At 46.6% G+C, this 13193-nt stretch carries 8 protein-coding genes; 4 read left to right on the top strand and 4 right to left on the bottom strand.

The genetic code is table 11. The features are described 5' to 3' along the window. Positions 1-140 precede the first annotated feature (140 nt). Complete coding sequence (locus tag NDI42_RS03990) at positions 141-533, bottom strand: gamma-glutamylcyclotransferase family protein (RefSeq protein ID WP_190452762.1); 393 nt, start codon at positions 531-533, stop codon at positions 141-143. Between the two features lie 137 nt (positions 534-670). Between NDI42_RS03990 and leuS the strand changes: the two genes are divergently transcribed. Beyond that, complete coding sequence (leuS, locus tag NDI42_RS03985; RefSeq protein ID WP_190452752.1) at positions 671-3235, top strand: leucine--tRNA ligase; 2565 nt, start codon at positions 671-673, stop codon at positions 3233-3235. A gap of 159 nt (positions 3236-3394) precedes the next feature. Here the strand turns inward: leuS and NDI42_RS03980 are convergent, their stop codons facing one another. From NDI42_RS03980 to psb27, 3 genes are all read right to left on the bottom strand, one after another. Continuing rightward, a complete protein-coding gene (locus NDI42_RS03980; protein ID WP_190452750.1) occupies positions 3395-3604 on the bottom strand; it encodes a hypothetical protein in 210 nt (69 codons plus the stop codon). Positions 3605-3647: 43 nt separating this feature from the next. Next, positions 3648-5177, bottom strand: coding sequence for a family 10 glycosylhydrolase (locus tag NDI42_RS03975; RefSeq protein ID WP_190452748.1), 1530 nt, complete (start codon positions 5175-5177; stop codon positions 3648-3650). A 297-nt stretch (positions 5178-5474) separates the two neighbouring features. Next, the gene (psb27, locus tag NDI42_RS03970) at positions 5475-5876 is read right to left on the bottom strand and encodes a photosystem II protein Psb27 (RefSeq protein ID WP_190452745.1); all 402 of its coding nucleotides are present in this window, start codon (positions 5874-5876) and stop codon (positions 5475-5477) included. 478 nt (positions 5877-6354) lie between these two features. Between psb27 and NDI42_RS03965 the strand changes: the two genes are divergently transcribed. The 3 genes from NDI42_RS03965 to NDI42_RS03955 are packed head-to-tail and all read left to right on the top strand — an operon-like array spanning position 6355 to position 13166. Further along, positions 6355-7155 carry an alpha/beta fold hydrolase gene (locus tag NDI42_RS03965; protein WP_190423841.1) on the top strand — a complete coding sequence of 267 codons (801 nt, stop codon included), beginning with the start codon at positions 6355-6357 and terminating at the stop codon, positions 7153-7155. Between the two features lie 54 nt (positions 7156-7209). Further along, the gene (locus tag NDI42_RS03960; RefSeq protein ID WP_199311050.1) at positions 7210-10830 is read left to right on the top strand and encodes a response regulator; all 3621 of its coding nucleotides are present in this window, start codon (positions 7210-7212) and stop codon (positions 10828-10830) included. 2 nt (positions 10831-10832) lie between these two features. Beyond that, positions 10833-13166: a hybrid sensor histidine kinase/response regulator gene (locus NDI42_RS03955; protein ID WP_190452736.1), complete on the top strand. Its 2334-nt coding sequence runs from the start codon at positions 10833-10835 to the stop codon at positions 13164-13166. Positions 13167-13193: the final 27 nt, after the last annotated feature.

Below are 13193 nucleotides of genomic sequence, written 5' to 3'. Positions count from 1 at the left end.
AATTGACCTTTAGAGTTGGGGGGATGAAACGCTCAGTCAATTCACAGTTAACATCTTTCCCACCCTTCTCCACCTAACCCTAGCCCTTTGAGGGGAGGGTTAGGTAGAGAGGGGCTTTAACTTATTTGCACTTCAGGGTTTTATCCTTTCCAGTAACCACACGGCAGAGCAACACCCCCGTAGCGTCTAACTTGCTCTGGTGTCATCAGATAAACCCACGCCGTCCCTAGCGATCGCGCATCTAAATCATACGTCTGGATTTCGTGCCGATTATATAAATTTTGTGCTGCTTTCCGCTCTTGGTCGTAATCTTCCAATTCATCCAAATTCAGTAAAACTGCTGAATCGGCGAAAGACAGCAAAAAGCCGTGAACTTTCCCGTTGCCTATAGTCATGGCGGGATAACCTAATTTTAGGGCGAAGAGTTTACCGTGCGCGATCGCGCTTGTCTCCTCCACCACCTTACCCGCACAATAACGTTGATAATTCGACCCCCCAGGCTTGAGAGTGCCGTAAACGAATACTTTTAACATTTGATGACTAGACAACTTCAGATGTCATTCGTTTGTCACTTATAAACTGAAACCCCCTACTAATGCCACACCCAGCGAGGTAGTATGACAGAATTAGGAAAATGTAGACGATTAATGACCCAGTAGGAGTTTTCGTTGTGGAGTCCCGATACAACCCAGCAGCAATAGAGGAAAAGTGGCAACAGACTTGGATAGAACAAGGCTTAGATAAAACCCCTACAGACAGCAGCAAGCCGAAATTCTACGCCCTGTCTATGTTTCCGTATCCATCGGGCAGCCTGCATATGGGACACGTTCGCAACTACACCATCACAGACGTGATTGCCCGACTCAAGCGGATGCAAGGGTATCGCGTACTCCATCCGATGGGTTGGGATGCCTTTGGTTTGCCAGCGGAAAATGCCGCCATTGACCGGGGCGTTCCTCCAGCAGAGTGGACTTATCAAAATATTGCTCAGATGCGGCGTCAGTTACAGCAGTTGGGGCTTTCTATAGACTGGAGTCGCGAAGTAACTACTTGTTCTCCCGACTATTACAAGTGGACGCAGTGGATTTTCTTGCAATTTTTCTCTCGCGGACTAGCTTATCAGAAAGAATCCGCCGTCAACTGGGACCCCATCGACCAGACAGTATTGGCAAACGAGCAAGTTGATAACGAAGGGCGTTCTTGGCGTTCCGGTGCCAAAGTTGAGCGCAAGTTGTTGCGGCAGTGGTTCCTCAAGATTACCGATTATGCCGAGCAATTGCTCAACGATTTGGACAAGTTGAACGGATGGCCTGAGCGTGTAAAGTTGATGCAGGCTAACTGGATTGGTAAATCTGTTGGCGCTTACTTAGAATTTCCGATTGTCGGGAAGGATGAAAAAATCGGTGTTTTTACTACCCGTCCCGATACTGTCTATGGTGTTACTTACGTAGTCTTGGCACCAGAGCATCCTTTAACTGCGAAGGTTACTACTCCAGAACGGAAAGCGGCTGTAGAAGCCTTTATTCAGGAAGTTTCCAACCAAACTGAGTTGGAACGTACTGCTGAAGATAAGCCAAAGCGGGGTATTCCTACAGGTGGTAAGGCGATTAACCCCTTCACTGGCGAAGAGATTCCGATTTGGAGCGCAGATTATGTATTGTACGAGTATGGCACGGGCGCGGTGATGGGTGTACCCGCTCACGATGTTCGGGATTTCAAGTTTGCTAATGGAAACGATTTGCCAATCAACGTGGTAATTGTGCGTGCTGATGCAGCTGATACAATCATAACTTTGAAAGAAGCTTATACCGAGGCGGGAGTTGTAGTTAATTCTGACATCTTCAATGGCATGGATTCAAACGAAGCCAAGTCAGCGATTATTCAATACGCCGAACAAAAAGGTTTCGGGAAAGCGCGGATACAGTATCGCTTGCGAGATTGGCTAATTTCCCGACAACGCTATTGGGGTGCGCCTATCCCGGTCATTCACTGTCCCAAGTGCGGTATAGTGCCAGTCCCGGACGAAGACTTGCCAGTAGTATTGCCGGAAAATGTAGAATTTACCGGACGCGGTGCTTCTCCTTTGTCTGGGATGGATTGGGTAAATGTGCCTTGTCCGAGTTGCGGAACACAAGCAAAGCGGGAAACAGACACGATGGACACATTTATCGATTCCTCGTGGTATTTCTTGCGCTATCCCGACGCTAATAACAGACAACAGGTATTCGACAAGACGAAGACAAACGACTGGATGCCTGTAGATCAGTATGTAGGCGGAATTGAACACGCAATTTTGCACTTGCTTTACTCGCGCTTCTTTACTAAAGTGTTGCGAGACTGCGGCTTGCTGAATTTTGACGAACCCTTCCAGCGCTTGCTAACTCAAGGCATGGTACAGGGTATAACTTACAAAAATCCTGAGACTGGTAAGTATATTCCAGCGGCACAGGTAAAAGACCCGACAGCCCCAAAAGACCCGGAAACGGGTAAACCGTTGGAAGTCTTCTATGAGAAAATGTCGAAGTCGAAGTACAACGGTGTAGATCCGTTGGAAGTTCTCGCCAAGTACGGTGCAGATACGGCGCGGATGTTTACCTTGTTCAAGGCACCTCCGGAAAAGGATTTGGAATGGGATGATGCTGACGTTGAGGGACAATTCCGCTTTTTAAATCGTGTGTGGCGTTTGGTTGCGGAGTTTAACAGCAGTCAGTCGTCTTCACAACAAACAACGGACAAGGGACAACTAACAAAACCTGAAAAAGATTTGCGACGAGCAATTCACAATGCTATCCAAGCTGTCACGGAAGATTTAGAGGGCGAATATCAATTCAATACGGCGGTTTCTGAGTTGATGAAGTTAAGTAATGCGCTTACTGATGCCATCTGCAAAGATTCTCCTGTGTATGCGGAAGGGATAAATACTTTGATTTTGTTACTGGCACCTTTTGCTCCTCACATTGCTGATGAGTTGTGGAATTTAGGTAACACTGAGTCAGTACACTTGCAAACCTGGCCTAACGTTGACCCAGATGCCTTGGTGGTTGATGAAATTACTTTGGTGATTCAGATTATGGGCAAAACTCGCGGGGCGATTCAAGTGCCTGCTGATGCTAGTCGGGAGGCTTTGGAGAAGTATGCCCGTGAGTCAGAGGTGGCTTTGAAGCATATCCAGGGTAAGGAGATTAAAAAGGTAATTGTGGTGCCTGGAAAGTTGGTTAATTTTGTGGTGGCGTAGGTTTAGGGTGGAGGCACCAGGCTGAGCCTGGGAACGAGAAAAGTTCTCTTCCGACTCATTCCCAGACTCAGTCTGGGAATGAGTCTTGCTAATTGACAATAAGTTAAAGCCGTGGTACAGGGAAGCGTTAACCACTAATATGAAAAGAGATCGCTTTTTCTAAAGCTCTTTGAGATCGATTCCTCGCTCTTGTAACTTAGCCATTAATTGGGCAAGCTGCTGTTCAGCCCTGTCAGCGCGTTGGCGTTTAACTTCAGCTCGTTGGCGCTCCTGTTGAATAACATTCTCTGGTGCCGGGAAACGCTTAGAGTTGGAATCGTACCAGTAGAGCCACTCGCGGCTAAAACTTAATTGCTTGGATCTTAACACAGCTGGTTATTCGTTCCGAGGCCGCAACCCAGGAACGAGTAACTTAGCGGGAACGGCAGGATTTGCGATCGCGATCTACTTCCGGTTCTTGCCAGGAGAAGGCAAAATGGCTCACTGCGTTAATTTGTGGGGTTCCAGAGCGAATTGCCTGCATCTGGTCTTCTAGCGATGGGCGAGAATTATACGACTTTCCCCAGGCTCCCGCCAATACTGGTTGAACCTGAGTTCCCGGCGGTGCCTGGCTCAAGACTCGCTGAACTTGGGAGACAATGCAGTTGGTGCTGCCGCAGGTTCCGTAGGACATCGGATGCCACTCCATAGAAGCCGGAAACCGATCCCAAGGCTGGATTCTGGAATCATAACCTCCCTGTCCGATGGGTTGGTTCCCCTCTGGAAAAAACACTGCCCCGGTGGTAATTCCTTGCCTAGCCGCAGGCTGGCTGGCTAAATTTATAAAATCCAGAACGCCTTGAGCAGCGTGGGCAACACTCAATTGCCACAGCTCCCATTGCAGCAATGGTTGACGCTGACCAGGGGTGGCTTTCATTTCCTCCTCCGGGGGTTTACGTCCCTGCCAAAGCGGCGATCCTTCCTGCGGGTAAAGCTTATCCACCTCTGCAACATCACCTGCACGAATAAAGCCTTTTGTCAAGTAACGCTGAATTAAATCTCGTCCCTTGTTGTTAAGAGCGCGTTGATACAAAGCTTCTCGTGCACCGTCTCCATAAATCCATAAGTCTTGGACTTTGGTAACTACAGAGCTGGCACCTGCCTGCCGTGGATACCGAATGTAGTCAAAAAGTACCCCATCCGGACGACGGCGAACCATAGCCTGCACCAGGTCGTAATAATCTCGTTTGGCTAGGGGGTTGTAGGGATCTATGAAGACTTGAGAGCCATCCTCGACAACCGAGGAACTGGTCTGTCCCTTGCCGTCACGAGCTAAAACCTCTTGGCGATCGCTTCGCTGAGAGTAGGAGTAGCCGAAGTTCATGCTAAACATCCAGGCGTAAACTTTCAGCCCCCGCTCATGCCCTTTGTTAATCGCTTGTGCTAATAAGTCAACTTTTTCTGCACCAGGGGTTCGGACTACGGAAGGCCAAGGAGTGCGGTTTTCGGCGACGGGCAACAACACCTGACCATCAGCAAAGGTTTCCACATAAACTTGGTTGTAGCCTCGGTTAACCAGACGATCCATAAGTTCATCGAGGGCACCCTGACGGATATCGCATGGATACAGGCGCAGCCAAATTGCCTGAGTGCGGGGCCAGGTTTGCGAGCGACATTGCTGCAAACGCTCTGCGTGTTTTTTCAAGAGCGCTTTGTAGCGGGTTTGAGCATCTGGGTTTCCCTTTAAGGCTGAGGAGCGCAGACTTTCTTTTTCTGCGATCGCATCTGCTGATAATTGGCAATATGCCTTTGTTTGAGCTTCGGCTGGTTGTACCAACCACAGATTGACAAGACTACTACTTGTCAGCACTGCCGCGACCAAGCCGCGATAGAGACGCCGCCACTGTTGCGGCAACTTTAGCGATGCCTGAGTCAAGGACTTCCTCCTATACACCAATTTCATTGAACTGTTATATGTGTCTGTTTATCAGACGAAAGGTGGGAAATAAGGTGTCATCATTCCCTTTCACTGAAAAAGCATCATAACAGCACTTTTTGATTGACTTTATACAGATTTTGGAAAAGTTTTTCCGAGAAATATAAGCATTTAGTAGATATGCACCTATAAGCAAGCAGCGCTAGCTGCCGCATCTTAACTGTTTGAAGCACTGCGGCGATCGCTCCAAGGGTATAAAAACTCTGATGCTCTCATGCAAAAAAAGAATACTTCATTTTTTCCTTTTGCATGAGAGCCTTTACTTCAAGCTCCTCGTCTGAGAGCAGTTTCCACCTGCTGGAACTCTTGCTCTAAGCGATTCTTGAGTTTTTCCGGCAAAGGACGGTTAGGGTAAGAGCTGTAATGACCTGCAAGGGAGTTCAAAGCGGTTCGCATAGTTGTGAACGAACTCAGCTTGGTGACAGAGCTATCCCGCCGATAGCGGGAGGCAAAATCATTAATTGTCTGACGCGCTTGTGCCTGAGCTGCTGCCTTGTCTGGCGTACCTTCTGGTAATTCAATGGCTGTTCTCAAATTTTGCAACAATGCCAATGTATCAGAGCGGTAATCTCCACTCAAGCCGACTGCGCTGTTTGAGGAACAGCCCGTCATAGCGATCGCAAAAACTAAAACAATGGCAAGTAGACGTGATAAATAGCGCTTCATAAGTATTTTTCGCCAAACGAGATAGAAAAGCAAAATCAGAGTTAATCCTATCCCGAATTGGAGTCATTAAAATTTTAGATTTGAGATTACTCTTGCTGGTTTACGGAAGGTGCTTGCTGTATATAGTGTTTCTCAGTTGGGGGGAATGTATCGCACCCACGCCTAGAATTACCCTGCAACTAGGTGAACCTGCGGCGAGGTGTGCGGGGTAAAGTAAACAGAGCCATCCAGCAGCTGCTTTGCCTTTGGTATTTGGAAGTTTTATCATATAAGCATCTATAATTCTTAAACTTTTGGAACTTATAGGACATAGTGCTTGTTTTTGGCGACTATTATCGCCTCAAAGGAACTGGTTGCTGTATAACCTTTTGATGCCCTCCGTTAGCTATTGATGTTTTGAGGGAACTATAATATATGACTTTTTTTCAGTGAGCATTTTTGGCGCATGTTTAAAGAATGGAGACAGGAGTCCTGACCGATGGCAACTAGCATCATGCAGCGGAATAATGTCAATATTGTGGGTCAGGGCGATCGCACAATCATCTTTGCCCACGGATTCGGCTCCGATCAGACAGCCTGGAGACACCAGGTAGCAACTTTTGCGTCTGATTTCCGGATCGTACTGTTCGACCATGTAGGCGCGGGTAAGTCAGATTTTGGAGCTTATAGTCCGCGCCGCTACACCAGTCTCTACAGCTATGCAGAAGATTTGCTGGATCTGTGTGCCGAGTTAAAGCTAACTAAGAGCATCCTGGTTGGTCACTCTGTTAGTGGAATGGTAAGCTTGCTGGCAGCATTAGTAGAGCCTGATTGCTTCAGCCAGCTGGTTTTTCTCGATGCCTCTCCCCGTTATCTCAATGATATGGGATATTACGGCGGCTTTGAGCAGTCTGATTTGGATGCGCTCTATGACTCCATGTCAACCAACTATTATGCTTGGGCGGCTGGGTTTGCTCCTATAGCAATGGCTACCCAGGATCAACCTGAGTTAGCGGCAGAATTTGCCAAGACCCTTGCGGCTGTCCGTCCGGACATCGCCCAAGCCGTCTCTCGCGTGATTTTCCAGTCTGACCATAGAACCGAGTTGCCTCGATTAACTGTACCAACGGTGATTCTCCAGGCGAGTGACGATATTGCTGTGCCAACCCAAGTCGGTCAGTATCTGGCAGATAAAATTCCTAAAGGTAAGCTGGTAAACATCAACGCCAAGGGACACTTACCGCATATCAGCGCCCCCGAAGTGGTAACGAATGCGATCGCTGATAGCATAGCTGCATAATACTTAGGTTGAGACTTGTAACGTTTTGACTTTTTTAGCTAAATCTTTGTAGAGATGCGATTCGCATCTCTACAGTTCAAAATCCAAAATGGCATAAGCATTACTCGTTGCGATATGCCGCTAGATGCAGCACCTTTCCCCATGTTTCGCCGCTTAATTCTAAATCGTCTTTGGTCGCCGTTACTGCTGCGTCCTGCTCCTGAGTGGCTACCGACATTTAGACCAGCCTTACTATGGCTAACCCTCTTTCTTGTCGGCTTAGGCGTGGGATCAGGATGGACACCCGGACAGCTTTTTGCCCCAGTCATCTTGACATTATGCACGCTGTCACCGCTAAAAAGCTGGCGCGTTGCTCTATCGGTGGGGCTTATGACCCTAATCGTAGCGCTGTTGCGCGATCTAGGGCTGTTGCGTCAGTCAATAGAACTGGGTAGCGCAGCTGTATTCGGTACTAACTTTGGCTCTTTCCTGCGGGGCATTGAGTGGCGGTTGGCTTCTCAATCCCTGCTGGCTAAACTCACGGATGATCAGACAAATGCTACACCAGATAAACTGCTTGAGCAAGCCCTGGAGTTACTGCACTCCTTAACTCGTGCAGATGCAGCGATCGCGCTACGCCAACTTGATGATGTCACCGCTGAAGCCTTGGTATGTATACCTCCAAAGGCTCTCCCCAATCAAGTTACAACTCCCAGCTTGTTTGCAGAGGCACTAGAGCAAAACTGTTGTCTCTACTATACAGACTACAAAGCAACCCCCGGCGCATCTCATGTCTTATTAGCCCAAGGCACTAAGTCATTAGCTATACTCCCACTCCAACCTGCCCTAACTTCGGATAAGACGGGAGCATTCCGGGGTGCTATCCTACTGATTTGGCATCGTCAAACTGACATTTCCTCAAATCTGCGCCAATTTATCGAGTCATTACTTGGCGAGTTAGGCACCCTGATCAAGTTCTGCGATACTACCTTAAACCTGGATAAGCTACAGGCACGCTTTGGTGCCATGCTAGAGACAATCCATCAAGGAGTAGTTTTTGTTGATGAGAGTGGCGAACAAGGCTGGGTCAATCAAGCAGCCGCCGAACAACTGGAACTTTCTCCCGGCGCTGTAGAACCACCAGCAATCGCGCAAGCAATGGCTATATTGCGTACCAGCGCTGATAATCAAGCGGAAATTATGGCACTGGCGGCCCAGTTTTTCTCCCAACCTCAAGCTGTAATTCGTAACTGGAATTGGGTTTTTAATAAACCGCAGCCCAAAGTTTTGAGCCTTTCTAGTACACCAACCAAGGTACGCGATGTACCCGGTCGTCTGTGGATATTAGATGATATTACTGAGCGTTATTTCGCACGGCAAGCTCTAATTGAACGCACCCTGGAATTATCCGAGGCGAATCAGGAATTAGAAAAAGCAAAAGCTGCTGCTGAGGAAGCAACTCGCATCAAGAGCCAATTTTTAGCCAATATGAGTCACGAAATCCGTACCCCAATGAATGCCATCATTGGTATGACGGGTTTGCTACTTGGTACAGAGTTAACCGAACAGCAGCGTGATTTCGCGGAAACAACCCAGAACAGTAGCGATGCGTTACTAACACTAATTAACGACATCCTCGACCTTTCTAAAATTGAGTCAGGGAAACTGGAGTTAGAAGAACATTCTTTTGTTCTTAGAAATTGTGTTGAAGAATCTCTTGATTTAGTAGCTTTTAAAGCAGCAGAAAAAGGTATTGAATTAGCCTATTTAATTCATCCGGAAGTCCCTATATCAATTGTCGGTGATGCGACTCGATTACGCCAAATATTAATAAATTTACTAAGTAATGCGGTCAAGTTCACACAGACAGGGGAAGTTGTTCTGTCAGTGGCCAGTCGTCCGTTGTTAATTGACTCGGAATTGTCAAGTTCTCTTGAACACGTATCAGGTTTTAACAACTTGACAACGTTAACGGACAACAAACAAAAATACGAAATTCAATTTGCTGTCACAGACACCGGAATTGGTATTCCCCCAGACAGAATCGACCGTCTTTTTCAGTCATTCAGTCAAGTGGATTCTTCCACAACTCGCCAGTATGGAGGCACAGGGCTAGGTTTAGCAATAGGTAAACAACTGTGCGAAATAATGGGCGGTCAGATGTGGGTAGAGAGTAAAGGCGCGATCGCTGGAAATCCTCCTAAAGATTTTACATTGACTGGAGGCTGGGGGCTGGCGACTGGGGAGGAGGGGAAAGTCGGTGAGTTACCAATTCCCAATTCCCAATTCCCAATTCCCCACCATCCAAAATCGATTGGTTCTACTTTTTATTTCACCATAGTTGCTGCATCATATCCCCATTCCGCACTCATTGGTACTAATAATTTACCACCTCGGTTGAATGGTAAAAAAGTGCTGATTGTAGATGATAACGCTACAAATCGTAAAATTTTAAGGCTACAAACCCAATCTTGGGGAATGCTAACCAAAGAATCTGAATCAGGCTTTCAAGCTTTGGAATTGCTAAAGTTAGGGGAAGCATTTGATATGGCAATTCTGGATATGCAGATGCCACAAATGGATGGTATGACTTTAGCAGCAGAAATTCGCCAACTGCCTAAGTACGAAAAATTGCCCTTAATCGTATTGACCTCTATCAATAGGTCAGAAATAATTAATCCTGTCTCTGGAACTGTAGATTTCGCAGCTTTCCTAACTAAGCCAGTAAAACAATCCCATCTCTATAATGTATTAGGCAATGTTTTAGCGCAACAGCCTATTCAAGTAAAGCATTCTCGCTCTAACATCCCTCAGATAAATTCCCAACTAGGGGTAGAGTTTCCTCTAAGAATTCTGTTGGCTGAAGATAATATAGTGAATCAAAAGGTAGCTTTGCAATTATTAAAACAAATTGGCTATCAAGCAGATATAGCTAACAATGGATTAGAAGTATTGGAAGCTTTACGCCACCAGTCTTATGATCTGGTGCTGATGGATGTGCAGATGCCAGAAATGGATGGCTTGAGTGCAACTCGCCGCATTGTGGAGGAATGGTGCAATGATCGCCCTTACATTATTGCGATGACAGCCAATGCCATGCAAGGCGATCGCGAAGAGTGTCTGAATGCGGGCATGGACGACTATGTTAGCAAACCCATCCGGATAGAAGCACTGATTACAGCCCTAAGCAAGTGTCAACCCAAAGAAGCTGGGGACTGGGGACAAGGGACTGGGGACAAGGGACTGGGGACAAGGGACTGGGGAGAGGGGGAGAGTAAGAATTCCCAACCCCCAATCCCCAATCCCCAATCCCCAATCCCCAATTCCCCAATTCCCAAATCCCCCAATGCCATCGATGCCAAGGTAATGCAATCATTCCGCAAAATGATTGGTGAAAATTCCGGCTCGATTGTAGCTGAGATGATTGATTGCTACCTTGAAGATACGCCAAAACTAATCAGCGCGATCGCAACAGCACTCCAACAAGGAAATGCGACACAATTGCGACAGGCAACCCATACTCTCAAATCAAGCAGTGCCACATTAGGAGCAATAACCTTCTCCAATTTTTGTAAAGAATTAGAAATAATCAGTCGTAGTGGTAATACTGAAAGTGGAATAGAAAAATTGCCTCAGCTGGAAACGGAATATCAAAGGGTCAAAGCGGCTTTGCAAATAGAACGCCAGCAGAATTAGTAATGAACAGCACCGAACAAAATAAAGATACTCCCCTCATCCTCGTCGTAGACGACGACAAATTCACGCGGATTCAACTTCGCCTAGCGATGGAACAAGCAGGGTATCAAGTAGCAGAGGCTGGTGACGGAGAAGAAGGTTTAGCCGCCTACACTCGCCTACACCCAGATATTGTGCTGTTGGATGCCATGATGCCAGTTATGGATGGCTTTACCTGCTGTCATCTACTAAATACACTTCCCAAAGATAATTCGGCGGCGCGAGGCGAGAACACACCCGTACTAATGATCACTGCCCTTGACGATCAAGAATCAGTCGATCAAGCATTTGAAGCAGGTGCCATCGATTACATCACCAAGCCCATCCACTGGGCAGTTCTGCGCCAGCGTGTACGTCGTCTCCTGGAAGCTAGTCGCGCAGCAGCCGAATTACAACAGCAGACTGAACGCACGCGACTAAGCGAGGAGCGACTGAGATTAGCCCTGGAAGCCGCCCAAATGGGTAGTTGGGACTGGGACATCGAAAACGGCAAAGTTATTTACTCCTCTAACACTGAAGCGAGCCTGGGGCTTGCTCCCGGATCATTTGGAGGCACCTATGAAGGCTTTCTAGAGAGCGTTCATCCTGAAGACCGAAATTTAGTAACTCAAGCTGTGCAACGCGCCCTAGAGCAGGGTGCGAACTACGATATTGAATTTCGCGTTATTTGGCCTGACGGTAGCCTTCATTGGGTGGCAACCAAAGGTCAAGTTTATTATGACCAAACAGGCTCCGTGCCAGTGCGGATGACGGGAATTGACATGAATATCACCGAACGCAAGCACTCAGAACAGAAAATTCGCGAACAAGCTGCTCTACTGGATATCGCCACAGACGCTATTATTGTGCAAAATCTAGAAAACCAAATCTTATTTTGGAGCAAAGGTGCTGAGCGTCTATACGGTTGGAATAAAGAGGAAGCAGTAGGAAAAAACACCAATCAGCTTTTGTACAAGCAAACTCCATCCCAACTGGCAGAATATAGCGAAATTTTGTTCGCCTACGGAGAGTGGTATGGTGAGTTGCATCAAGTCACGAAATCCGGCCAGGTAATTATTGTCGAAAGTCGCTGGACTTTAGTGCGCGATAACCAAGAGAAACCAAAAGCTGTTTTAATTGTCAACACTGACATTACAGAGAAAAAACAACTAGAAAGGCAGTTTCTCAGAGGGCAGCGTCTGGAGAGTTTAGGAACTCTTGCTAGTGGTATTGCCCACGACTTGAATAATGTGCTGGCACCTGTTTTGATGTCAGTTCAACTGCTGCAACTAAAACTCCAAGACGAACAAAGTCAACACCTACTTTCTATATTAGAAACGAATACTAAACGCGGCGCTGATTTGGTCAAGCAAGTGCTGTCATTTGCGAGAGGAATCGAAGGTGAGCGTACAGCTATTCAAGTAGGGCATCTAATTCTTGAGCTGAAAAAAATTGTCCAAGAAACTTTTCCTAAATCAATTCAAATTTGTACTGATATCCAGACAAGAGAGCTTTGGACTATCTCTGGAGATGCCACACAACTGCATCAAGTGTTAATGAATCTTTCCGTTAATGCTCGCGATGCCATGCCAAATGGGGGGATTCTCAATATTTCTGCTGAGAATATTGTGGTTGATGAAAACTATGCCCGAATGATCGCGGGTGCCAAAGTTGGTTCCCACATTGTTGTTACTGTCTCAGATACTGGAATGGGTATGCCTTCTGATATTTTAGATAGAATTTTTGAGCCGTTTTTTACCACTAAAGAGCTTGGCAAAGGTACGGGATTGGGGCTTTCAACTGTTCTTGGGATTGTCAAAAGTCATGGCGGTTTTATAAACGTATATAGCGAAGTTGGAAAAGGCACAGAGTTTAAGGTTTACTTGCCAGCAGTCCAGGCAAAGCAAGTGCAGCAAGTGGAAAAAGATGAATCTAAACTGCCTAATGGACAAGGAGAGTTGATTCTTGTTGTTGATGATGAAGCCTCAATTGCTGAGGTTACTAAAACATCCCTAGAAACATATGCTTATCGAGTCTTAACTGCTAGTGATGGAATTGAGGCAGTCTTAGTGTACGCCCAGCACAAAGAGGAAATTAGTGTTGTATTACTCGATATGATGATGCCTTCTATGGACGGGCCAACAACTATTCGCACTTTACAAAAAATTAACCCGCAAGTTAAAGTTATTGCTGTCAGTGGGTTAGCGTCCAAGGAGAGAGTTACTGAAGTGGCTAACTTGGGGATTAAAAACTTTTTGTCAAAACCCTACACAACACAACAGTTGTTGCAATCTTTAAATGAGGTTATTAGCAGGTGATGTAAAACTCCTAATTCTCGCCTGGTT

This window comes from Funiculus sociatus GB2-C1 (assembly GCF_039962115.1).
Lineage (GTDB): Bacteria > Cyanobacteriota > Cyanobacteriia > Cyanobacteriales > FACHB-T130 > Funiculus > Funiculus sociatus.
The sequence above is the reverse complement of the archived record's forward strand: the minus strand, read 5'-3'. Positions and strand labels throughout refer to the sequence as shown.